A 22,473-nucleotide genomic window follows, 5' to 3' on the forward strand; every position below is an offset into this window, starting at 1 on the left:
GCATTCGCCAATCTCAATGATCATCAACCCCTCGAGAAACAATCCAGCCAAAACCAGACTTCCTCAAGAACGAAAAAAACCGTCGCCAGCAGCGCCGCTGCCCTCGTCAGTGACACGGCTTATAGGCAAACCAATTTTATCCGTCAACACACGATTTCAAAATCAGTCAACGAAAATGATAAGCCGTTGATATGGCTTAATTTATTCGTGCATCCGCCTAGCGTCAGAGCCGGAAGCTCCAAAAATACGGCCCGAACGTGGGTATAGGGGCGGGTTTGCGGCTAGATCGCGTTGGCCAGACGATCCTGGATATAAGTCTGCAGAAGCTTCCGTGAAACTGGACCAGGCTTGCCGTCACCGATTGATCTGCCATCGACGCGAACGACAGGCATAACGAATGCGCTTGCGGAGGTAATGAAGACTTCTGCTGCGCTCAGGACTTCATCAACGGAAAACGCCCTCTCTTCCACTTTGAGATCGGAGCCCTGCGCGAGAGAAAGCACGGATGCCCTCGTGATGCCGTGGAGAAGCGCGTTCGACAGATGCCGCGTTACAAGAACGCCATCCTTGGTGACGATGTGAACGTTCGATGAGCTCGCTTCCGTGATCAGCCCGTCTTCGACCAAAAATACATCGTCTGCTCCTGCTTTTGCAGCTTCCGTCTTCACCATTGATGAGTAGAGAAGCTGCACGGTCTTGATCTGCCGGTTCGCCCAACGCCCCTCCGGCACAGTGACGACCGAGAGACCGGTTTCCCACTTCGTGTTCTCAAGAACGTTTTTCTTCTGAGTGAACATGATAATGCTGGGCTTCATGCCATCGGCGAAGAGAAAGTCGCGATCCGCTGCCCCTCGCGAGATCTGCAGATAGATCAATCCGCTCTCCAGATCGTTTCGCTCGATGATCTGGCGATGAAGGTCGAGAAGCTCACTGTCAGATACCGGTGCCGGGATTCCGAGCGCTTCCAGCGATCGCTTGAGCCGGGCCGTATGGCCTGGATAGTCAATGAGCTTGCGGTTGATGACAGCCGTCACCTCATAGATTGCATCCGCGAACAGAAGACCTCTGTCGAAGACGGAGATCGTTGCCTCGGCCTCGGGTTTCCATTCGCCATTTACAAATACGATGCGGGACATGCTCACTCCGGTCATTCTATCAGACGCCCATGCGACGTCGCTGGTCGCACAGAACCAGCAGCATACGATTCGGGCAAGGCCAAGGCTTGACGCCTATGGCGTGGATGCTGAAAAGACCGAAACCTGAACGGAGAATCGCCATGGCGCCGCCGATTGCATTTGTCACCCGTATGCCCGGCGATGAAGAGAAGTATTGGCTGAACGTCCTGCAGCAATCCATGCCGACAGAGCATATTCTCTCTTTTCGGGATCTGACGCAGGAGGAAAGGCGACTGGCCGAAATCGCAATCGTTGCCAATCCCGATCCTAGTGATGTCGCCGCCCTTCCCGGCATATCCTGGATCCATAGCCTGTGGGCCGGTGTGGAGAGGCTGGTTGCTGAACTAGGCGCTGCTGCTCCGCCCATCGTGCGGCTCATCGATCCGGAATTGTCTCGCGTGATGGCGGAGGCGGTTCTGGCCTGGACCTATTATCTGCAACGGGAGATGCCCGCTTACAGAAAACAGCAAGTCGATTGCCGTTGGGAACCACGCAGCTACCGACATCCCGGCGAAATGACTGTTGGTCTATTGGGACTGGGTGTGCTTGGCAAGGCGGCAGCGGGACGCCTGATGGATGCCGGGTTTAAGGTCCAGAGCTGGAGCGGTAGCGCGGCAACGCTGCCAGGTGTCATGCATTTCACCGGGGAGGATGGCCTCAACACGGTTCTTTCGACAAGCGACATCATCGTATGCCTTCTGCCTCTTACTACCGAAACCCGAGGTTTGCTGAACAAACATCGCCTTGGATTGATGCCAAGAGGTGCCTCCCTCATCAATTTCGCCCGTGGCGCGATTGTCGACACGGATGACCTTATCGAGCTTCTGAATAGCAGGCATATCGATCATGCGGTGCTTGATGTCTTTACGCAGGAGCCCCTCGACAAGAACTCCCCGCTATGGCAGCACCCGGATGTTACGGTTCTTCCGCATATCTCAGCGCCAACAGATGCAGTGACAGCATCGAGAATAGTGGCACAGAACATCGAGACCTGGAGAAGTACTGGGAAGCTGCCTGTCACCATAGACCGAAAACGCGGATATTGATCGTCCAGGCCATCGGCCGAACCGGCAGATCCCACCCTCGGCCAATTGCCTAAATGCGGGCAACATTGCATCATCATCAATGGAATGCCTGGGGGCATTTTCGATGGCGTCAGGTGGGGCATGCTGGGTACACGCATTCATATGTTTTCGCGGCTTCTGGCCTGCCTTGTCTGTCTTGTTGTCTGGCTTCAGACGGCCAAGAGCTCGGCTTCTGCTGAAGACAAGCCGCCGACGATCGTGGTCCTTACCGCAAATCAAACAGCCGAGCAGATAGAGGCCGCCGTCAAGGCTGCCTCTCAGGGCGGCGCTCCCGTGCTCATCCGATGGGCGGAAGAGACGCCGCCGCCAGCTGTGTCTGACAGCCGCGATCAATCCATGGCCGCCATGAACAACATGTGGATGATCGGCGACCTTCAGAAAGCACTGGCAAACGGCACAGAGGGGGCTATTTCCGGCATCACCCGGCTGCCAGCCGTGTTCCAGACAAGTTGGCAGACAATTTCCGAAGAGCCGGGTGGCACCACATTCGCAGCATGGATGCTGTTGGTCAGTGCGAGCCTGGGGCTTATCAGCGCCTATGGTGCTCGCGTGGTTCTGAACCATGCCTTCGGGCGTTTCATACCGAAACGCCGGTTCACCAGCGCGGGTTTGCGCTTGCTACTTGATCTCGCGGCAGTGGCAGTTTTCCATGCAGCATCCCACATCGCGGCTCGCCAGGGTCTGGATGCAGGCAGCTTTGGGCGTCAGGTCAATGGCGCCCTTCTCTCAATGCTGACAGGCGGGCTGGTGTATGCGTGCCTCGGTCGCTTTCTGTTTCACTCCAATGGTTCAGGCGGCGGCCCTTTGATCGATATCGCAAGGCCGCGCTGGCATTTCCGGATGCTGGTGCTTTATGGGCTTATGACCGCCTTCATCGGGAATAGCGTGCATTTGGCGGATATGAGAATGGTTGATGCTGCGGCGGCCGATAGCTGGCTGTTCCTGACAACCACAGTCCTGACCGTGATGAAGCTTTACTGGTTCATTGGCGGTCGCCGCGATATCGCGTCTGTGTTTGCCGGGAAAGATGCCGGGCCTTTTCGGCGGGCAGTCGGGAGTATTCTGGCCGGTTCATACATTGTTTCGGCAATCGTCATATGGGCAACAGGCCTGCTGGTCGCGGGTTCGGCACAAAACCTGGTTTGGGCTCGCGCCGCCGGTATAACGCAGTTCCTAATGATCGTGGTGCCCGTTCTTGATCTGGCCGTCGTTTCCCTTCTTGGCCATATGGCGAGGAAGCGCGAAGCCGCGACCGGCAAGGGCCTGCCATCCGTTGTCTTGTGGAGCCTTCGAACACCCTTGGCGGGGGCGATATGGCTGATAGGGCTTCATATGATCGTGCAGCTGTGGCAGCCATTGTTGATGGGTGCTTCTACACTGGTGACCACCTGGCTGATGTGGCTTGAGCGACTGAGCCTGGCATTGATCGTCAGCTGGTCGTTCTGCAGTTTCCTACTCAAATATTTCGAAGCAATCGCGCCGAGCGCCACGGTCATCATGCCGGGAGAGGATGATGGCGATGCCCGCAAGGAAAAAAGCCGGATCTCCACAATCTTGCCTGTCGTGCGAAATCTTGTCCTGGGTGGCGTCATCGCCATCGCGGCGCTTGTCGTCGTATCGGCTGCCGGAATAGATGTGGCACCACTTCTTGCCGGTTTCGGAGTGCTGGGTCTTGCCCTGTCTTTCGGATCCCAGACGCTGGTGAAGGATGTCGTTTCCGGCATATTCTTTCTGGCCGAGGACGCGTTCCGGATCGGAGAGTATATCGATACCGGAAAGCTGATGGGAACGGTTGAGCAAATCTCGCTGCGGTCGGTTCGGCTCCGGCACCATAATGGTCCGATCCACACCGTCCCTTTTGGCCAGATTACCTCGATCACCAACTACAGCCGCGACTGGGGAACCATCAAATTCCAATTGCGGTTCGATCGGGACGCGGATCTGGAGCTGATCCGGAAGACGGCGAAGAAGGTCGGCCTTGCCATGCTGGATGATCCGGAATTCGGCGGCGATTTCCTGGTGCCTCTCAAGATGCAGGGCATTCAGGATGTGACGGAAAATTCCATGGTGATCCGTTTCAAGTTTACCGCGCGCCCTGGCAATCCCAGCATCATCAAGCGCGAGGGCATGAAGCGCCTTCTGGCCGCGTTCAAAGCAGCCGGATTGCCGCTGGCATCAAACGCCGTTGTCGTGCGCGGCGGCAGCGAACGCCCGGGAGATGCCGCTGCGGCCTCGCTTATGCCGCTGACGTCACAGGCAAGCACGTGACAGATTTCTGATATCTGCATCGATTATGTGCGCGGCACGCCTGTCGTATCCGACAGTGAGGCAGATGCCGAATTCATCAAAACGATTGCTTCAGAACTCGTCGGGCCGGAGAAGGTTGGCGTCTGTCGGCTCATCCCCGGCAGCGAAGATTTTGCCTATATGCTGGAGGAATTGCCGGGTGCCTTCATCCGCCTCGGCAATGGTATCGAGTCGGCTGGCTGCATAATCCGAAATACAATTTCTCCGATGCCAACATTCCGGTTGGAGCAGCACTCTGGGCACGCCTTGCGGAACGTTTCCTGATCGATACCTGAAAGATAGATTAGTCGGGGAACCAACCGGCTTTCTTCGAGTTGCCCGAGCGGGCCGTCGAAGCATCACGCCAATGCAGTCGTTCAATCTGCAATGACACAGAGCTGCTTTCGGCCTGGACCGCAGGCAGAAGGAGATGCGCTGGTGGCTGATCAGGATACCGTGAAATATGATGAACCGGCCGGCGGTTGGGGCTCGCTGAGAGGTATCACCCGCATTTTCGGCAAGGAATGGCCGACCCCTGGCGTTCTCGATACGCTCGCCCACCAGAACAAGCCTGGCGGTTTCATGTGCACGTCCTGCGCCTGGACGAAGCCTGCCAATCACAATGCATTCGAGTTCTGCGAGAATGGTGCGAAGGCGACCCTGTGGGAGCTTACGACGCGCAGATGCACGCCCGATTTCTTTGCAAAACATACGATTTCCGAACTGCGGGACTGGACCGATTACGATCTCGAACAAACGGGGCGTCTTACCCATCCGCTGCGCTACGATCGCGAGCTGGATACTTATGTCGCTTGCTCCTGGGATGAAGCCTTTTCCGCCATCGGTCGCGAGCTGAAATCTCTCGATCCGAAATCCACGGTCTTCTATGCCTCGGGTCGAGCCAGCCTCGAAACGTCTTATCTCTACGCATTGTTCGCGCGACTCTACGGAAACAACAATCTACCCGACAGCTCCAACATGTGTCATGAGACGACGTCTGTCGCCCTGAAGAAAGTCATCGGCGCTCCAGTCGGCACCTCAGTCTACGAGGACTTCTCCACCTGTGACGCCATCTTCTTCTTCGGCCAGAACACAGGCTCCAACAGTCCGCGTTTCCTGCATCCTCTTCAGGACGCGGTAAAGCGGGGCTGCCGGATCGTCACGTTTAACCCGGTTCGCGAACGCGGGCTGGAAGCAATGATCAATCCGCAAAGCCCGACCGAGATGCTGACGGGCCAGGAAACGCAAATCTCCAGCTACTATCTTCAGGTCAAGGCTGGAGGCGATATCGCAGCCCTCATGGGACTTTGCAAACATGTTCTGGCGAAGGATGACGAGGCAAGATCAAGCGGACGCAGCGTTCTGGATCGTGATTTCATAGATCAGCATACCCATGATTTTGGAGCGTTTGAACATCTCGTCCGCTCAACGCCATGGGAGCAGATCGAGTACGAATCCGGTCTCACGCGTGATGCTCTGGAACAGGCGGGGCAGGTCTATGTCGAAGCGGAACGCGTCATCGGAATCTATGGCATGGGCCTCACCCAGCAAGTTCACGGATTTGACAACATCGGCATGTTCGTCAATCTACTCCTGATGAAAGGCAATATCGGTCGTGATGGCACAGGCATCTCACCTGTGCGCGGTCATTCCAACGTGCAAGGCCAGCGCACCGTTGGCATATCGGAGAAGCCGGAGCTTGTTCCACTCGACAGGTTGGAGGAGATGTTCGGCTTCACAGCACCGCGCGAAAAAGGACTGACGACCGTTGACGCTTGTCAGGGAATTTTGGACGGCACCGTAAAGGCATTCATTGGTCTTGGCGGCAATTTCGTTCGGGCCATTCCCGAGCAAGGCGCCATGGAAGAGGCCTGGCCCCGGATGCGGCTAACAGTCCAGATCGCAACCAAACTTAATCGCAGCCATCTTTTCAACGGCGATATCGCCTATCTCCTGCCTTGTCTTGGGCGATCCGAGGAAGACCTGCAGGAGGCGGGCCCGCAAATCGTGACGATCGAGGATACTTTCAGCTGCATCCACGGATCGATTGCCAAGCGCAAGCCCGCGAGCGAACATCTGAAGTCCGAACTGGCCATCGTAGCGGGTATCGCCAAGGAGACCCTTGCCCCCAATCCGAAGGTGCGGTGGGATGAATGGACGGGCGACTATTCGAAGGTCCGCGACCTGATCGAGGCCACCTACCCTGACCAGTTCCACGATTTTAACGCCCGAGTGTTTACCCCGGGTGGCTTCTATCGCGGCAATAGCGCTCGGGAGCGGATCTGGAAAACGGAAAGCGGAAAGGCGGAGTTCACCCTTCCCAAGCAGCTCTCGGCGGCAGGGTTCGCAGACTCTGCTGGACGCTACCGCCTCATCACTCTGCGCAGCAACGATCAGTTCAACACGACCGTCTATGGTTACAGCGATCGCCTGCGCGGGATCGAAGGTACGCGTTCAGTTCTGTTGATGAGCCCGTCCGAGATCCGAAAGGCTGGACTTCGCGAGGGCCAGGTTGTCGGCCTCTCCTCAGACGCCGACGACGGACGCAAGCGCTATGTGGGCGGTCTGACGGTGACACCATTCGACCTGCCGGATGGCTGTATCGCGGGCTATTACCCCGAGCTCAACCCGCTGATCCCCCTTTCGCATCACGATCAGCATTCGAAAACCCCGGCATCGAAAGCCGTTCCGGTCCAGATCGTAACGTGAACCGATTGAACTTCTCACCAGGTGAGATGCAGCGATTCAAGCCCATGAAAATGGTAGACGTCCTTCACCTGGGGCGTCTGCGCCAGCTTTAGGTTCGGCAAGCGCCGGAACAGAAGAGGCAGGACAATGTTCAGCTCTAGGCGTGCCAAGGGCGCGCCAATGCAGAAATGGATGCCCGCCCCGAAGGACAGGTTTGCTCCATCGTTGCGGTCAGGCTTGAAGATGAGCGGGTCCGGGAACTTTGCCGGATCCAGATTGGCCGCAGCCAGGATGAGGCTCACCTTGTCGCCGCGCTTGAGCGATACGCCGTCGACTTCAACCTCCTCCAACGCCCAGCGCTGGAAGATATGAACGGGAGCGCAGAGCCTGAGCGTTTCCTCAACCACGCGTTCCGTCGAAGCCGAGTCCCGAAACAGGTCGTTCACCGGAAGCCTGCTTTCCAGGATGATCCGAACTGAATTGCCGATCTGATGAACCGTCGCCTCATGGCCAGCATTGAGCAGTACGATCGTGGTAGAGACCAGTTCCTCCTCCGTGAGAAACTGACCCTTGTGCTCCGTGTGGATCATGTGGCTCAGCAGATCGTCTTTCGGGGCGCTGCGGCGCTCCGCGATGACCGAGCGCACATAATCTGCGAACTCCTTGGCAGAGCGATCAGCCGCCTCTTCATCGGCGCGGCTTCGCTTGAACATATACATGCCGACATAGTCATGGCTCCAGCGCAGAAGCTGCGGTCCCATCTCCTCCGGAATGCCGATCATCCGCGCTATCATCGTAACAGGGATAATGTCGGCGAAGGCTGACAAGAGTTCCACTCGTCCGGCGCTCTCGAACCTGTCGATCAGATCGTTCGCAAGTTGCTCGATTTCGCCGCTCATCTTCTCGACATGGCGCGAAACAAAGGCGCGATTGACCAGCGTCCGCAGTCGCGTGTGTTCCGGCGGCTCTATTTCCAGAAGCGAATGTCTTTCGGCCAGATCGAAATTGCGGGTATGCTCTGGCGGCTCCGCCACCCCCAGTTCTTCGCGGCTGGCTATATGAAGAATCTGCCGACCAAATCTTCGATCCCTCAGCAGGGCATTCACGTGGTCGTAACCAGTGAAAAACCATTGCCCTTGCTGCTCCCAGAAGAAGGTGGGGCACTGGGCATGCAGCTGTGCATAGGTCAGGTTCGGATCGCTGTAGAATCCGGGATGGCGAGCATCCAGCCAAACCCGGCGGGTGGATGCATCGATGCGCAGGAATTCGTTCATGTCGGTCATTCCTGAGGACTACATCATCAATGCAGAAAGCGAAATCAATTCGCGATGCCACGAAACAGCCATCCGCAGAAAAATTGAAGTTTCGGGATTTGGCTGGCCTGCCAAACGATTTTGTGATGCCATGTCATCGGTAGAACTGCAGCAACGCCAGCACTCTCCTGATCCAGCATCCGCAGAAAGCGTATCAGACCCAGGAGGTGAACAGCCATGCAGACTGACCGCTTGTCAACGATACCCTATCCCGCGCCCATGCGAGCCCTGCATTGGATCGTCGCACTCGGCGTTCTGGCCACCTGGCCGCTGGGGATGATGATCAAATTCACGGCGGAACCCTTCAAGCTCACTTTCTACATGCTGCATGAATCCATAGGCTTCCTCGTGCTGTGGATCATGCTAGTCCGTATCGGCATACGCTTGACGAGTGAGAAGCCCATTTCCAGCGACAGAGGTTCGCTTGCCGCTCTCGCCGGACTGGTTCACGCCCTGCTGTATCTGATGCTGGTGGTCATGCCGGTTAGCGGCTTTCTCGCAACGAACGCCCATGGCTTCCCCCTCTCCTGGTTCGGCCTTTTCACCGTATGGAGTCCGATCGGCAAACTTCCATCACTGGCTCCGACATTTTCTACCATCCATACCTGGAGCGCATGGATCCTTCTTGGCCTTTTTGCGTTACATATCGCTGGCGTGCTGTTTCACCATCTCATCAAAAGAGACGGAACGCTGCAGAAAATGCTGTAAGCGGGAGGTTTGCTTATGCGTCGCGTTGAAATGACGGACCAGATCTGGGGCGATTTGCTTCAGGCGCGCAACAGTTCAGCCAGCCGTCTTTCAATCGAACGAGGCGCTGCCTCAATGCTCTATGGGCCTTTGGCAGAAGCACGTGGGCCCTTCGTCCTCGCGCAAGTCGGCCAGTCTCTAGATGGACGCGTGGCAACGCCGTTCGGCGATGCGCGCGACATATCCGGGCCTGATGGTCTTGCCCATCTGCATCGGTGCCGTGCGTTGATGGATGCGGTTCTTGTCGGTGTTGGGACGGTGAAGGCCGACAATCCCAGATTATCCGTTCGCGAGGTCAAGGGGCCGGATCCGGTCCGAGTCGTCATCGATTGTCGTGCTGAACTGACGGGCTCTGAACGAATTTTGCTGGATGACGGGGCTCCGGTCATTGTCATCCAATCCGCCGAAGCTCCGCGTCGCGCACTGCGCGCCGACGTCATCAGATTGCCCCTCAAGGAGCGTGGCCTCTGCCCGCACGACATCCTGAACGCTTTGCAAGCTCGCGGATTGAACAAGGTATTGGTCGAGGGCGGGGCACGGACGATCGCCCGTTTTCTCGAGCAGGATCTCATCGATCACCTGCACGTCTCCATAGCTCCGCTGATCATCGGGTCAGGACCATCGGGAATCTCGCTCAATCCCATCAAGTTCCTGTCCGAAGCGCAGCGCCCGCAGGCCAGCGTCTACAGCCTCGGAAGCGACATTCTGTTCGACTGCCGCCTCCGGGCCGAAGCTGCTTCCTCAAGCGCGCGGCAGGGCAAGGATGTCCAGATGGCCAACCCGACAGCTCGAGCGCTCGCGGACCCTGTCTAATCTGAACGCCAACCATTGGTCGACTTCGGCGGGCGAAAGCCTGCCGATCTCAAGAACCGGTCGCACCATTCCTTTCAGCATTTCCTGCTGAAGCAACGCCTCTTCTTCTCCCAGGATCCAGGGGCTTTCGGCGACGAAAATCCGGTAATCGAGGCTTTCAAACACACCTTGCAGATGTGCCACTGCTTGAGGGCCTAATGCAGAACCCAGTCCCTTGTCCATGCGTTGGTGCTGGTTGAAGTCGCGGACGACATCGCTATTGAGTGGATGAGGGGTGCTCCACTCTACTTTGCCATCATAGTTCAGCGCGGCGTAGAAGGCACAACGGCGCTTTGCGACAAGAGCTGCGATCTCCTCGCAAAACCTCGCCGATGCGAGATCAAAGAATGCGGAGGCTGAGAGTACAGAAGCGCCTTCCAACGGCAGATTTTCAAGATGGTTGAGATCAACCTGATGATACTCAAGACCATCGTCGCCAAGTCGGTGTCTCGCCTCGCGGAGAAGCTCTGAATCATAGTCAACCAGCCTCCAGTCCACCTGCAAATCGGAAGGAAACTTCGGCCCCAAGGCGCGGACGCTCGAGCCGGTTCCACAGCCGATATCAACGATCACCGGTCTTTCCTTCCGGCGCAACCAATCCACCATGTGTTCGACCAGACCCGGGTCGCGCGCTGCGAGATCTGCAGGCTCTCGCAGCGCGAGCCAGCTTTTATCAAAACCACTCATGCAAAATCCTTCAGTCTGTCGGAGAGGACGGATGCCGACTGCGCCCAGGTCGGAAGCTGCCTACCGGCGGCATAAGCCGCTTTCGCCATTTGATCGGCGAGGTCATTATCCTGCAACACTTCCCGTAATGCAGTTCCAAAGGCCGCTGGATCGTCCGGTGGAACCAGCCGACCAGCACCGGCAGGAACCACATCCGGAACTGCACCTGCCCGACAGGCGATAACCGGGAGACCGTGGGCGAGCGCTTCTGCGAACACCATGCCGTAGCCTTCGTAGCGGCTTGCAAGCGCGAAGAGATCAGCAGACGCGAATACCTCGCCCACATCATCAATTTCTCCCGCAAGAACAACACGGTCCTCCAGATCAAGCTCCTTCACAAGAGCCCGAAGGGTTCTTGCCGTCGCAGGCTCGAGCTTCTCACTGCCAACGATCGTTGCGCGCCAGGGCAAGTCACGCACCGTATCCAGTGCCCGCAGCAATACGTCATGGCCTTTCCGCGGGGTCAGCGAACCGACCGAAACAATGTGCGGCACATCTGAGCCGCGCTGCGCAGGTTGAACCGGCTCGGTCCCTGGCAGAACAACCGTGATATGAGAGGAGGTCAGCCCGTAGGAGCTTTCCAGCGTCTTTGCGGTCGCTGGCGAGGTTACGAAAACATGTCTGGTGCAGGTCAGAGCGAGCCGTTCGCTGACCTCCAGCCTGACGCGGTCTGCAGGATCGAGACCGGTCTCAAGCGCCAGCGGATGATGTACGAGCGCCAGAATCCGCAACCGTTCCCGTTCGCGCTCGGCCACCTCGTGCAGGACGCCATAGGCCAGACCATCCACGAGCAGCACAGTTTCATCCGGAAGTGCGGCAATCAACGATTCCGCATTCCGAAGATCCCTTTCGCGCGGATAAGGGAACCCCAGGCCAAGCGGCATCATGTTGACTGTCCAACCGGCTGATCTCAATTCGCTGACGATATGGCGGTCGTAGGCGTAACCGCCGGTTTTCGTCATGAGATCGCCTGGATAGGCAAAGACGAGCGACGGGCTCAAAGCTCGGCCTCATACCATCCACGCGCCATATGGCTTTCGTGCAGAAGAACACGCAATTTGCAGATACGATCGCTTCCGGAACCAAGTTCGCCAACCTTTACGGCTTTGGCAAGCTCATCGAAAATATGCTTGGCGATCACTTCCGTTGTCGAAACGCGACCCTTGAAAACCTCAACCTCATCAAGGTTCTGGTAGTTTAATGGCTTGAGTACCTTGGAAAGAACCTGCGTCGCCAGGCCGATATCGACAGCCAGACCATCAGCATCGACATCGCGCGTAAAGAAGGCGGCATCGACAACAAAAGTCGCACCGTGCATTCCCTGAGCTGGGCCAAATACCGGTCTTGGTAGGCTGTGAGCAATCATGATGTGATCGCGAACTTCTACGGCAAACATGCAAATTTCCTTTTGATCAGTAGCGAATACGGTGACACAGCGTGGAGGGATCGGTCAGGATACGGCCGTAATCTTGGGGTAGATCATCGAAAGCGGTCTCCCCGGAGATCAGCACATCAAGTCTGTCGTCGCCCAACAGTTCCAGAGCCTTGTAAAGCCGGCGTGCATAGGTCCAGCGCGGTCGCTGTAAAGGTGAGACGTGTCCGACCTGTGAACTGATCAAACGAAGCCTGCGTGAATGAAAGGCGCCTCCGAGCGGCAATGTCACGGATCGCTCACCATACCAGCTGGCTTCTACTATTCTGGCTTCGAGACCAGCATGATCCACACACTGGGCAAGTGCCTGCCCAGACCCGGACGCGTTGATTAGTATGTCGAATTCACCTCTCAACTGGTCGGGATGGCAAAAGGCAGCGCCCATGCGCTCCGCCGGTTCAGACCGCGATGCATCCAGATCCACCAGCGTGCACTCCACACCCGGCACCTGCGATGCGAGGTAGCCGACCGCCAGACCGACGACTCCGCAACCAAAAACCGCGACCCTGTTACCGATCCCGATCTGCGCATCCCAACAGATATTAAGCGCTGTCTCCATGTTGGCGGCAAGAACTGCACGGTCTGCCGGCAATCCGGCCGGGACGACGACAAGATCCTCGGCTCTGACAAGGTAGTGGCTCTGGTGTGGAAAGAGACAGAAAACGGTGGTCCCCTTCTCAAGCCCCTCACCCTCTTCAACCTGTCCGACCGAGCTGTATCCGTATTTGACCGGGAACGGGAATGTGCCCGACATATGCGGAGCACGCATCCTCTCATATTCTGTTTCGGGTACCTTACCAGTGAAGACAGTGGTTTCCGTTCCGCGGCTGATGCCTGAAAAAAGAGTTCGGACAAGCACTTCGCCGTTTGATCTGGGTGGCAAAACCTCTGACCGCAATACCGGATATCCGGCTGCCTCACACCAGAGGGACTTGGCATCGACCATTGCTACACCATCTGTTCAAGTTAAGGCGTTGCTGACGGCGCGAGGTGGGAGTTTCCTCGGGTCAGCCGCTGCTAATTAGAGCTTCTTTCAGAATTTCCACCCCTGAGCCATCAACTTTTATTTATGCACCTTCGACCGATCCAAGGAATGGGTTGGTTGCGTAAGTAGCTGAAAACTCAATGGAGATGATCATGACCGAGCACAGCCCATTTGCTCTCGAGTTCAAAGACCCTTCCCGTGAAGTAGAGCGTGCCGTAGCGGAGTTGCGGTTCGGTCGGCCGATCATACTCGAAGATAGATCTCGCGCTCTCGCCGTACTGGCTCTCGATGCCGTTTCCCCGGCCCTGTACGATCAATTTGCGAGCGTTGTTGGCCAAAAGCACCAACTGTTTCTCACCCGCAATCGCGCCGAGAAACTTGGCATCACCCGGGCAAGCGATATCGTCGCACCGCTTTGGAATGCAAGTTTCCAGCAGGCGTCGGAGCTTGCTTACACTCCCGGGACCAAGCCATTGTCCTACTGGCGCAAGGCAAATGAACTGGAGAGCGCGAGCGCCGAGCTCGCCAGCACGGCGCTGCTGCTTCCAGCCATGGTCTGCGCAGAAGTAGAAAAAGGCGACAAGCGCTTCTCTTCGTGCTGTACCTTGGATCATGCGCAATTGTCCGCGTCTTCCAACGTCCGGCAGTCATTCCAGGTCGTCGCTCGTACGCCGGTTCCGCTCGAAACATTTGGCTACGCGGATTTCGTCGTGTTCCGCGGTGGTTTGGCGCAGAAGGATCAGGTGGCGATCGTTGTCGGCAAGCCTGATGTGTCAAAGCCGGTGCCGATCCGTATCCACTCGTCCTGCATCACCGGCGATTTGTGCGGCTCGCTGAAATGCGATTGCGGTGATCAGCTCCGGAACGGTCTCGATCTGCTGGCCAAGGCTGGTGGCGGCGTTCTGCTGTATCTTGACCAAGAAGGGCGCGGCACGGGTATTGGCGCCAAGATGCGGGCCTACGGCTTCCAGCATCGCGGAATGGACACAATCGATGCAGACGCCCAGTTGGGTTTCGGCGCCGATCATCGTCGTTATGAGGCTGCTGTCGCTATGCTGAAGCTGCTCAATATCGATGAGGTCATCGTCTACACCAACAATCCGATGAAAATCGCTGCGCTATCGGATGCGGGCATTCTCGTTCATGCACGCAGTGCCGTCACAGGCCGCGTTACCTCAGAAAATGAGTTTTACCTCCGCACGAAAACCGCGCGCGCCGGCCATATGCTGGATGTAGACGCCTTGATCGCGGCTGAGTAAGGATTGACGTGCCGTCATGACAATTCTTGATTCAGACAGACGCAGCTCGAACAGTCTGCTCCCCACCTTGCAGTCGTTCAACGTTAGTCGAAGGCTGCTGAGGGATGCCTTGAAATCGATGGCGGTGATCTTTGTCTTATCGTTGGTGGGTAGCGTAGCCCTCGCCTACCATTATTCGCTGGAGCCAGTTGTTCCTTTCGCTGCGGCAGGATTGCTTGCTGTCATGTTCGGGCTGGCACTCTGCTTTTTGCCGCAGCATCGTCACACCAGGTTTGGTTACGCAAACCTGGTTACCGCCGTCCGTGCTGCCGCGACGAGCCTTGTGGCGGCGACAATACTTCTCTCGGATGCATTTGCAGGCTCGGACGGAACAGCCCTGGTCTGGGCGGTCTTCGTCATCACCGTGGTCGCGCTCACGCTTGACGGGTTCGATGGATACCTCGCCCGACGTTTCAACCACGTGTCGGAGTTCGGTGCCAAGTTCGACATGGAAGTCGATGCATTTCTGATCCTGATGCTGTCGTGTGCCGCCTTCGTTCTGGGCAAAGCTGGAGCATGGGTGCTGCTCATCGGCGCCATGCGATACATGTTCATTCTTGGGCAGCTCGCCTTGCCTGCCCTCAATCAGCCTCTCGAGCCCTCGTTTCGCCGTAAGCTGGTCTGTGTGGTCCAGGTGCTGGCTCTCGGTATTGTACTCGTGCCGGTAGTCGAAGCGCCAATATCAGCCTGGATTTCAGCCATTGCTTTGATCGCTCTAGTCTATTCATTCGCCGTCGATATCGTGGCACTCGTCCGAGGGTCGTCCAAATCCGTCGCGGCGCGCGGATGAATCGCGAAGGGCATTATCTGTCTTTGGATGTAAGAAGCACCAATAGACTTGGTGCTGCGCCGAGCATAGCCACGGCTCCATAAAGCAGGCTTGCTGCAATGCCCTGGTCGGGAGTGTAGCCGACCATTGGCCAGAGAGCTGCAGCCGCAGCCTCTCTCGTTCCCCAGCCGCCGAAGCCACTCGGCAATACCATCGTCAAAAGGCAGAGAGGGACAACCATCAGTGCCGGACCGATCGTCAGAGAGCCTCCGGTTGCGTGAGCGCACAGCATGAAAAGCGCAATATAGGATGCAACGATCAGAACACTTGTCGTCAATTGGTAACCCGCCGCTCCCATGCTGCAGAAAGCTGCGCTGAGATCATTTGCAAGCCCTGCAAATCTGGAGCGGATGACTGGAAGAACCGCCAGGCACAAGACTGCCACCACGACACCGACCAAGGCCAGCACAGCCCATTTATTGATGCCATAGATCCGATCTGGCCATAGCAGCAGGCCTCCCAAAACGAACATCAGAAGGGCAATCTGGCCAGACAGCCGCTCGAGAATGACGGACGTCGCAGATCGTGCCAAGCCCGATCCGTCGTGTGCCCGTCCGCGATAGGCGCGGATTGCATCGCCTGCGACACCGCCGGGCAGCAGTTGGTTGAGACCTGTCGACAGGTAGTACTCGCGAACGGCCTGCCACTTCCCGATGGGCTGTCCGATGCGCAATGCGGTGTAGCGCCAGCGGAATGCGGACATGCAGATCTGGAACTGGACCAACAACAAGCCTGCAGAAAGATGAACCAGGGAAACTGACGAAAGAGATTTTAAAACGATGCTCCAGTCGGTTCGCCAGACCACCCAAGCAGCAAGGATCAGGGCGAGAAGGGTACCGACAATGCGCACCAGTTTCAAAATCAGGCTCCTTTCCTCGAGCAGGGTGATCGCCATCTACAATCGGGGCGTAGTCCAGATACGGAACGTCGATTGTGATGGACCGGCGCGGATGACGACGAGCGGGAATGATTTACATGTTTGTAAGCGCGATGCGATTTCTTTTGTTCTGCATTCTCTTGTCCGTGCTTATCAATATGCCGGACCATCCCGACGCATTCGATTTCCGGACATTCCTGTCCATCCCGCTTGAGATACCGATCATAGCTCTGGGTCTCATCATGGTTCCCGGCAGGTGGCGCGGAAAAGTTGCGGCTGTGGTCACTGTACTGGCAAGCGTTCTGGTTCTGCTCAAACTGGCAGACATCGGCACGCAATCCGCGTTCCAGAGACCGTTTAACCCCTATCTCGATATCAAAATGATTGGCGACGGCTGGAATGTGCTTTCCAGGAGCATTGGTACCTGGGTCGGCGCATTTGCCATTCTGTGCGGATCCTTCAGCCTTTTCATCATATTTGGCCTGTTCTACTGGTCATGCAACTTTCCGGGAGGCTGGTCGTCCAAACGCAAGCTTTATGGCTGTGTGGCGGTATCAACCGCATTGATCGGGCTTTCGATTCTGATGCTACGAAGCGGAGATGAGCGGCATGCGTTGACGGTCGAAGCCAAAGCCACGCCCTATCTGATACAGCGGCTCGATCTGATCTCGCATGCGATTGCTGACATGCACCGCTTTGAGGTGGAGCTCGCACAATCCGACCCCTTCAAAGGCAAGACCGAACTCATGGGACGGGTCAAGGGACAAGACGTTTTCCTGATTTTCGTCGAGTCTTACGGACGCAGTGCTGTTGAAGACACACGTTACTCGCCGCGTATAGCTGCACGATTTGAGGATATGCAGAAAAACCTTGAACAGTCCGGCTTTCAGATCGCCAGCCGCTGGGCCATATCGCCGACTGTGGCAGGCCTCAGTTGGCTTGCCCATGGCACACTGTTGTCAGGACTCTGGATCGACAGTCAGGCGCGCTACGATCGGCTGATCATGAGTGACAGAAGCAGTCTCAACCGCTTGTTCAAGAATGCGGGCTGGGAGACGGCGACGGCGATGCCCGCGATTACACTAGACTGGCCGGAAAGTGCTTATTTCGGCTACGATCAAATTTTTGCTGCAAAAGATCTAGGTTACAATGGCAAGCCGTTCAACTGGGTCACAATGCCCGATCAGTACACGCTTGCGGCCATCCAGAAACTTATTCGAGATCCCCAGCCACGTCGGAGTGTCATGATCGAGACAGCCCTCATTTCTAGTCATGCACCGTGGACGCCAGTCCCTCATATGATCGACTGGCAGGCGGTGGGAGATGGGAAAGCCTTCAATGACCAAGCCGCGTCAGGCGAATCGCCGGCTTTCGTCTGGGCAGACCCCGACCGTATCCGCGACCATTACATCCGGACGATAGACTATTCGCTGGAGGCGGTGGCAAGCTATATCCGTACCTTCGGTGATGATGCGATCTTCATCGTTATCGGTGATCATCAGCCTGCGTCAGTCGTAACCGGACCAGACGCAACACGCGATGTTCCGATTCACATCATTGCAAAGCGGTCTGATATTGTCGCTGAATTCCTTAAGCATGGATTTAATTCCGGTTTGAAACCGGAACAGACAGACAGCCTGAGGATGGATCAACTCCGCAACCTTATCGTAGAGCTTTTCTCTGGACCAATTCCTTGAAGCCAGAAACCGCGCGGATGATCTCATTGGTGGTAAGTATTGCCTCAGTGCAAAAAATAGATGTTGGCACAAATCAAAAAAATGATTTATTATCATATTTTCTAATATTATAATGTATTGAAGCGTAAACAATTTTACTCAGATTGATTTCTCCAGATAAATTTAGATGTTGATAATTATTATTGATTAAATACTACAGTATTCATTTCGAAGCACACCAAAATATCTGAATTTAATATTATCACGTTCTGGTTAATATATTTTTATTAACCATGCGGTTGTTTTGTTTCATAGTTTCATCTCCGTCAATGATTTTGAAAGAACCCTGCAACCATCATCTAGAATGTGACATTTACACAACCTACTTATAATTGCATTTTGATTGGAACTCTGATGCTGTCGATAATCGCAGGCCAAAAGGCCCCGAAAACGCGTTTCAATTGGCGTCGCTCCATCATTGGCAAGGTTACTTCATTCCTGCTGTTTGCTGTCGCGCTTGCCTTTATTTCGGGTGCAGCGACAGGCTGGATCATGATTGAACGAAGTCAGCGAGACGAATGGCGACAGCAGGCGGGCACCAATATTCAGATCGCAAGCAGTGCAATTCGAAGCGTCTATACCTTCGTTGCTGTGGACATGACACCGTCGAGCCAGATCGTACGGATCATCACCGACCGTATGATAGGGGACGATGCATCCGTGCTGGATACAGGCTATGTAGCCGTGGATGTTCTTGCACTTGCCTCTGTCCAGACAAAACAGAAGGTATGGCTTCTTCAATACGATGCATCAACGAAGAGTCTCATTTCCATCACTGACAGTGACGGAGGCCCATCAGGCTTGACCTTATCGGCCGAGAACAAGGGGGCCGTTGCGGAAGACTTCACCGAATTCTTTACAGGATTTGCGAAGATTGGGTCGGAAGAGCATTATGTAGGGTATCTGCCGATCCGTTCTTCCGATGGCAAGATCCTCGGCGGTGTCGCAGCATCTGTTGGTCCCAAGGAATCACTGATGGCTACCCGCGGTCTCTTCTATCGCAACTCCCTGCTGTCCTTTAGCGTGATCATGCTCGCCACCGGTGGCGCCATTGCCTTGCTGCTTCGGAGCCTGTTCAAACCCGTGCCTGTGCTAATCGAAGCGCTTAAACGAATTGCGCGCGATGAGACAGGCAATATCACGCCCTATCAACGACGACAGGATGAAATCGGCCAACTTGCGACGACAATCGAGACCTTGCGGGAGGCCGTGGTCGAGCGTGAACATCTGAGACAAATGCGGGAGGCAGCCAGGGAGTTGGAGCATCTTGCCCATCATGACGCTCTGACGGGACTGCCAAATCGGGCTTTTCTCCAGAAGGCACTCTGTAGCCTGCTTGAAGAGGTCGAAGTCGGAAACAAGACTATCAACGTCATGTTGCTAGACCTTGATCGCTTCAAGCCCGTCAACGACACCTACGGACATGCCGTCGGTGACCAGGTGCTGATATCGACTTGTAAGCGGGTTTCCACGCTACTGGGACCGGACGATGTATTCGCCCGCCTCGGTGGTGACGAGTTTGCGCTCATACAAGTGGTGGCCATAAACGCAGAGAAGGAGGCAAGGCGGTTGGCCGCGCGAATTCTGGAAGCGATTTCCAGACCCTTTCAGATTGATGAACTTTCCTTGTCTATCGGTGCCAGCATAGGAATAGCTAGAGCACCATTACACGGCCGAAACTCAAATCAAATTTTGAGCAATGCGGATGTTGCTCTTTACACATCAAAGGGCGCAGGTCGCGGTTGCTTTCATATATTTGAACCAGGGATGACCATGGAAACATCACATCGCTCCACGATAGAGCTGGAGCTCATGACTGCCCTGAACGAAGACCAGTTCGAGGTACATTACCAGCCAATCGTGGCTATCGGCGAGGGTCGTATTTCCGGCTACGAGGCACTTGTGCGGTGGAACCATCCCAAACGCGGCTTCATTACGCCGGACAAATTCATCCCTGCAGCTGAGGAAACCGGTTTCATCGTAGAGCTGGACCGTTGGGTCCTAAAGCAGGCATGCCGACAAATAGCAGCCAAGGATGATCAGACAACAGTCTCGGTAAATGTCTCTGCGATAGGATTACTGAGACAGGATTTACCGGATTTTATTCGTGCTACACTGAATGAAACCGGGCTCAAGGCTGACCGCCTAGAAATAGAGATCACCGAAACCAATAAAGTCCAAGGCAAGGAAGCGATCACCATCCTAACGGCCATTCGGGCAATGGGTGTGGGCATTGCACTCGATGATTTCGGGACGGGGTTTGCATCCTTGTCCTATCTGATTGACTTGCCGGTAACGCGCATAAAGCTGGATCGCCGCTTCATTTCAGGCGTCGCGGAAAGTACCCGTTGCCTCAACATAGTCCTGTCGGCAGTTTCACTGGCCCGTGGCCTGGACATCAGCGTTACCGCTGAAGGTGTCGAACACAAGGAACAACTGGATCTGCTTCGTGCGGCCGGTTGCGGGTCAGTACAGGGCTATCTACTTGGCAGACCGCAAGCCAGCTTCACGGAACAGTATTTGGGATCGAGCGCTGCCTGAAACAAAAGGGACGATCTTTATGCCGGGTTACGATAAAATTGCAGCGACGGTACGAGTTATCAGCACATCCTCAAACCTTTTGCGATCCGTCACGACAATCTTATGGGCTGTGATACTGGCACTGACTGTGGGAAGCGTTGCCGCATCGGCAGAAGAGAATTCAGACACTCTGACGAGGATCAAAAAAACCGGAACAGTCACGATCGGACATCGTGCCTTGGAACCACCCTTCTCCTATCTTGTTGCTGGCATACCGACCGGATACACCGTCGAAATCTGTCAGCGGATTGTAAAAGATATCGCAGCCGCGCTTGGTATGCCTGACCTTCGGATAGAATATGTTTCGGTGACAGCGGCTACCCGCTTCGTCATGGTCAAATCTCATCGGATCGACATGGAATGCGCGGCGACAACCAATAACGCAGAGCGCCGGAAGATGGTCGCCTTCTCCTATCCGCACTTCGTGACGGCAACGCGCTTCGTCGCGTTGAAGAGTTCGAATATCCGCTTGATTTCGGATCTCGCAGGCAGAAGCGTTGCAGCAACGACAGGAACTGTGAACCTTGATCAATTGAACGCGATCAACCGTCAACGGATGCTGAATATCTCCGTTTTGCTCAATCGCGAAAATGCGGACTCCTTTAATCTGGTCACCAATGGCAAAGCCTCTGCCTTTGTGATGGATGATATTCTCCTCGCCGGACAGATCGCAGCCTCCTCTAGACCGGACGACTATGTTATCTCCGAGGAAACATTCAGTCCGCCGGAGCCTTACGGTATTTTACTGCCATTGGGCGATGATGCTTTCAAGACGATCGTGAACAGAAGCCTGGAAAAACTGTTCACCAGCAAAGATATCCAGGAGCTTTATTCAAAGTGGTTCGAGCGCCCAATTCCGCCGTTGGGACAGAATATGAAGCTGCCAATGTCGCCCGAATTGAAGGCGGTCTTTTCAAAGCCAAAAGAATATTTGGAGTAATTTAATGTTGAGGATGGTCTTCGAACGGCTTTTGGCCGTCATCATGTTGATATTGCAATCAACTCTCGCATTCGCTGAGACAGATTTGAGCTTAAATGGCTCGACCATAGAACGATTGAAGGAGACACGGGTCCTGCGAGTCGGTTATGGATTGGCTCAACCGTTCTCCTACAGGACCAGTTCAGGTGACGTCGTTGGCTATTCAATAGATCTGTGCAAAGCCATGGCCGCAAAAATACAGACCATGCTGGATCTCCCTGAACTGTCTGTAGAACTGGTGCAGCGCACACCCGCAAATCGCATCCAATCGTTAAATGACGGAGGGATAGACATCGAGTGCAATGCAAGTACCAACATTGCGGAACGCCGCAAGGCGGTATTCTTTACTCCGCCCCATTTCATAGCCCAGACGAAGGTCGTTTCGCTCGCGCGCAACAATATCAACAGGATCGATGATCTGAGAGGGAAGAGCGTTGCCGTCGTTCTTGGAACAGTTAACGTAAGCCAGATTTTGCAACTGTCTCGCGAGAGGAAGCTCGGGCTTGTCTCGGTGCCAGTAAACGAAGTTCGCGAAGCCTTTGAACTTGTAAAATCGGGACGTGTCTCGGCATTCGCGATGGACGATGTCTTGATCCGCAACTTGATATCCCAGACAGGAAACCCGGATGATTATGTGGTGAGCGCGGAGGCTATCTCCGAACCGCAACCCTACGGCTTTATGACACGAATCAGTGATCCACAATTTGCGGAGCTTGCAGCGACCGCCCTCCGCAGTGTCTATCGCAGCCCGCAGATGCAAGAGATGTATGATCGCTGGTTCATGCAGCCCTTCGAGGGATCACCGAAAGGACTTAACCTACCGATGAGTGACGAACTCAAAGCATCATTTGCTACTCAATGAGCAGGTCGGCGCTGAGATAATCC

The 22,473-nt window shown here is 55.4% G+C and carries 21 protein-coding genes; 14 read left to right on the forward strand and 7 right to left on the reverse strand.

Going from position 1 to position 22,473, the window contains the following annotated elements:
• A partial coding sequence (locus MUU53_RS16795) for a hypothetical protein (protein WP_247261930.1) occupies window positions 1-267 on the forward strand: 267 nt, incomplete at its 5' end.
• A gap of 14 nt (window positions 268-281) precedes the next feature.
• Here MUU53_RS16795 and MUU53_RS16800 read toward each other — a convergent pair.
• Window positions 282-1,136: a D-amino-acid transaminase gene (locus MUU53_RS16800; RefSeq protein ID WP_247261931.1), complete on the reverse strand. Its 855-nt coding sequence runs from the start codon at window positions 1,134-1,136 to the stop codon at window positions 282-284.
• Between MUU53_RS16800 and MUU53_RS23245 the strand changes: the two genes are divergently transcribed.
• The 5 genes from MUU53_RS23245 to MUU53_RS16820 all read left to right on the forward strand — a co-directional run bounded on the left by MUU53_RS23245 (window position 1,135) and on the right by MUU53_RS16820 (window position 7,255).
• Complete coding sequence (locus MUU53_RS23245) at window positions 1,135-1,263, forward strand: hypothetical protein (RefSeq protein WP_281435172.1); 129 nt, start codon at window positions 1,135-1,137, stop codon at window positions 1,261-1,263. The two genes, MUU53_RS16800 and MUU53_RS23245, sit on opposite strands and share 2 nt — an antisense overlap.
• Window positions 1,264-1,276: 13 nt before the next feature.
• A complete protein-coding gene (locus tag MUU53_RS16805) occupies window positions 1,277-2,221 on the forward strand; it encodes a 2-hydroxyacid dehydrogenase (protein WP_247261932.1) in 945 nt (314 codons plus the stop codon).
• A 120-nt stretch (window positions 2,222-2,341) separates the two neighbouring features.
• Entirely contained in the window at window positions 2,342-4,528 is a 2,187-nt protein-coding gene (locus MUU53_RS16810) for a mechanosensitive ion channel family protein (protein ID WP_247261933.1), read from the forward strand.
• Between the two features lie 27 nt (window positions 4,529-4,555).
• Complete coding sequence (locus tag MUU53_RS16815) at window positions 4,556-4,831, forward strand: hypothetical protein (protein ID WP_247261934.1); 276 nt, start codon at window positions 4,556-4,558, stop codon at window positions 4,829-4,831.
• Between the two features lie 102 nt (window positions 4,832-4,933).
• Window positions 4,934-7,255, forward strand: a complete 2,322-nt coding sequence (locus tag MUU53_RS16820; RefSeq protein ID WP_247261935.1) for an FdhF/YdeP family oxidoreductase — start codon at window positions 4,934-4,936, stop codon at window positions 7,253-7,255.
• Between the two features lie 14 nt (window positions 7,256-7,269).
• On the opposite strand, the gene MUU53_RS16825 is transcribed toward MUU53_RS16820, so the two are convergent.
• A complete protein-coding gene (locus tag MUU53_RS16825) occupies window positions 7,270-8,517 on the reverse strand; it encodes a cytochrome P450 (RefSeq protein WP_247261936.1) in 1,248 nt (415 codons plus the stop codon).
• Window positions 8,518-8,724: 207 nt separating this feature from the next.
• Here MUU53_RS16825 and MUU53_RS16830 point away from each other — a divergent pair, with 207 nt between their 5' ends.
• On the forward strand, window positions 8,725-9,255 hold the full coding sequence (locus tag MUU53_RS16830; RefSeq protein WP_247261937.1) for a cytochrome b: 531 nt from the start codon (window positions 8,725-8,727) through the stop codon (window positions 9,253-9,255).
• 15 nt (window positions 9,256-9,270) lie between these two features.
• Entirely contained in the window at window positions 9,271-10,107 is an 837-nt protein-coding gene (locus tag MUU53_RS16835) for a RibD family protein (RefSeq protein WP_247261938.1), read from the forward strand.
• Here the strand turns inward: MUU53_RS16835 and MUU53_RS16840 are convergent.
• Genes MUU53_RS16840 through MUU53_RS16855 form a run of 4 tightly spaced genes read right to left on the reverse strand, consistent with a single transcriptional unit; the run spans window position 10,036 to window position 13,073 of the window.
• A complete protein-coding gene (locus MUU53_RS16840) occupies window positions 10,036-10,833 on the reverse strand; it encodes a class I SAM-dependent methyltransferase (RefSeq protein ID WP_247261939.1) in 798 nt (265 codons plus the stop codon). The two genes, MUU53_RS16835 and MUU53_RS16840, sit on opposite strands and share 72 nt — an antisense overlap.
• Window positions 10,830-11,834, reverse strand: coding sequence for a glycosyltransferase (locus MUU53_RS16845; protein ID WP_247261940.1), 1,005 nt, complete (start codon window positions 11,832-11,834; stop codon window positions 10,830-10,832). The genes MUU53_RS16840 and MUU53_RS16845 overlap by 4 nt, the downstream gene beginning before the upstream one ends.
• A 35-nt stretch (window positions 11,835-11,869) precedes the next feature.
• The gene (locus MUU53_RS16850; RefSeq protein ID WP_247261941.1) at window positions 11,870-12,268 is read right to left on the reverse strand and encodes a 6-pyruvoyl trahydropterin synthase family protein; all 399 of its coding nucleotides are present in this window, start codon (window positions 12,266-12,268) and stop codon (window positions 11,870-11,872) included.
• A gap of 16 nt (window positions 12,269-12,284) precedes the next feature.
• On the reverse strand, window positions 12,285-13,073 hold the full coding sequence (locus MUU53_RS16855; RefSeq protein ID WP_247261942.1) for a zinc-dependent alcohol dehydrogenase: 789 nt from the start codon (window positions 13,071-13,073) through the stop codon (window positions 12,285-12,287).
• 368 nt (window positions 13,074-13,441) lie between these two features.
• Here MUU53_RS16855 and ribA point away from each other — a divergent pair, with 368 nt between their 5' ends.
• A complete protein-coding gene (gene ribA / locus MUU53_RS16860; protein WP_247261943.1) occupies window positions 13,442-14,548 on the forward strand; it encodes a GTP cyclohydrolase II RibA in 1,107 nt (368 codons plus the stop codon).
• Between the two features lie 118 nt (window positions 14,549-14,666).
• Window positions 14,667-15,377, forward strand: a complete 711-nt coding sequence (locus MUU53_RS16865; protein WP_247261944.1) for a CDP-alcohol phosphatidyltransferase family protein — start codon at window positions 14,667-14,669, stop codon at window positions 15,375-15,377.
• Window positions 15,378-15,390: 13 nt separating this feature from the next.
• Here the strand turns inward: MUU53_RS16865 and MUU53_RS16870 are convergent, their stop codons facing one another.
• Complete coding sequence (locus tag MUU53_RS16870; protein ID WP_247261945.1) at window positions 15,391-16,311, reverse strand: lysylphosphatidylglycerol synthase transmembrane domain-containing protein; 921 nt, start codon at window positions 16,309-16,311, stop codon at window positions 15,391-15,393.
• Window positions 16,312-16,391: 80 nt separating this feature from the next.
• Between MUU53_RS16870 and MUU53_RS16875 the strand changes: the two genes are divergently transcribed.
• The 4 genes from MUU53_RS16875 to MUU53_RS16890 all read left to right on the forward strand — a co-directional run bounded on the left by MUU53_RS16875 (window position 16,392) and on the right by MUU53_RS16890 (window position 22,450).
• On the forward strand, window positions 16,392-17,990 hold the full coding sequence (locus MUU53_RS16875) for a sulfatase-like hydrolase/transferase (protein WP_247261946.1): 1,599 nt from the start codon (window positions 16,392-16,394) through the stop codon (window positions 17,988-17,990).
• Window positions 17,991-18,383: 393 nt separating this feature from the next.
• The gene (locus MUU53_RS16880) at window positions 18,384-20,570 is read left to right on the forward strand and encodes an EAL domain-containing protein (RefSeq protein WP_247261947.1); all 2,187 of its coding nucleotides are present in this window, start codon (window positions 18,384-18,386) and stop codon (window positions 20,568-20,570) included.
• Window positions 20,515-21,549, forward strand: a complete 1,035-nt coding sequence (locus MUU53_RS16885; RefSeq protein ID WP_247261948.1) for an amino acid ABC transporter substrate-binding protein — start codon at window positions 20,515-20,517, stop codon at window positions 21,547-21,549. The genes MUU53_RS16880 and MUU53_RS16885 overlap by 56 nt, the downstream gene beginning before the upstream one ends.
• Window positions 21,550-21,553: 4 nt before the next feature.
• Window positions 21,554-22,450, forward strand: coding sequence for an amino acid ABC transporter substrate-binding protein (locus MUU53_RS16890; RefSeq protein ID WP_247261949.1), 897 nt, complete (start codon window positions 21,554-21,556; stop codon window positions 22,448-22,450).
• Window positions 22,451-22,473 lie beyond the last annotated feature (23 nt).

Source organism: Affinirhizobium lemnae, from assembly GCF_022968395.1.
Classification (GTDB): Bacteria; Pseudomonadota; Alphaproteobacteria; order Rhizobiales; family Rhizobiaceae; genus Neorhizobium; species Neorhizobium lemnae.

Coding starts and splice junctions, on each gene's coding strand:
- MUU53_RS16820 (WP_247261935.1), top strand. CDS start 4,934: ATGACACAGAGCTGCTTTCGGCCTGGACCGCAGGCAGAAGGAGATGCG.
- MUU53_RS16865 (WP_247261944.1), top strand. CDS start 14,667: ATGGCGGTGATCTTTGTCTTATCGTTGGTGGGTAGCGTAGCCCTCGCC.
- MUU53_RS16835 (WP_247261938.1), top strand. CDS start 9,271: ATGCGTCGCGTTGAAATGACGGACCAGATCTGGGGCGATTTGCTTCAG.
- MUU53_RS16870 (WP_247261945.1), bottom strand. CDS start 16,311: ATGGCGATCACCCTGCTCGAGGAAAGGAGCCTGATTTTGAAACTGGTG.
- MUU53_RS16805 (WP_247261932.1), top strand. CDS start 1,277: ATGGCGCCGCCGATTGCATTTGTCACCCGTATGCCCGGCGATGAAGAG.
- MUU53_RS16855 (WP_247261942.1), bottom strand. CDS start 13,073: ATGCGTGCTCCGCATATGTCGGGCACATTCCCGTTCCCGGTCAAATAC.
- MUU53_RS16840 (WP_247261939.1), bottom strand. CDS start 10,833: ATGAGTGGTTTTGATAAAAGCTGGCTCGCGCTGCGAGAGCCTGCAGAT.
- MUU53_RS16825 (WP_247261936.1), bottom strand. CDS start 8,517: ATGACCGACATGAACGAATTCCTGCGCATCGATGCATCCACCCGCCGG.
- ribA (WP_247261943.1), top strand. CDS start 13,442: ATGACCGAGCACAGCCCATTTGCTCTCGAGTTCAAAGACCCTTCCCGT.
- MUU53_RS23245 (WP_281435172.1), top strand. CDS start 1,135: ATGCTCACTCCGGTCATTCTATCAGACGCCCATGCGACGTCGCTGGTC.
- MUU53_RS16875 (WP_247261946.1), top strand. CDS start 16,392: ATGTTTGTAAGCGCGATGCGATTTCTTTTGTTCTGCATTCTCTTGTCC.
- MUU53_RS16845 (WP_247261940.1), bottom strand. CDS start 11,834: ATGACGAAAACCGGCGGTTACGCCTACGACCGCCATATCGTCAGCGAA.
- MUU53_RS16810 (WP_247261933.1), top strand. CDS start 2,342: ATGCTGGGTACACGCATTCATATGTTTTCGCGGCTTCTGGCCTGCCTT.
- MUU53_RS16850 (WP_247261941.1), bottom strand. CDS start 12,268: ATGTTTGCCGTAGAAGTTCGCGATCACATCATGATTGCTCACAGCCTA.
- MUU53_RS16880 (WP_247261947.1), top strand. CDS start 18,384: ATGCTGTCGATAATCGCAGGCCAAAAGGCCCCGAAAACGCGTTTCAAT.
- MUU53_RS16800 (WP_247261931.1), bottom strand. CDS start 1,136: ATGTCCCGCATCGTATTTGTAAATGGCGAATGGAAACCCGAGGCCGAG.
- MUU53_RS16830 (WP_247261937.1), top strand. CDS start 8,725: ATGCAGACTGACCGCTTGTCAACGATACCCTATCCCGCGCCCATGCGA.
- MUU53_RS16890 (WP_247261949.1), top strand. CDS start 21,554: ATGTTGAGGATGGTCTTCGAACGGCTTTTGGCCGTCATCATGTTGATA.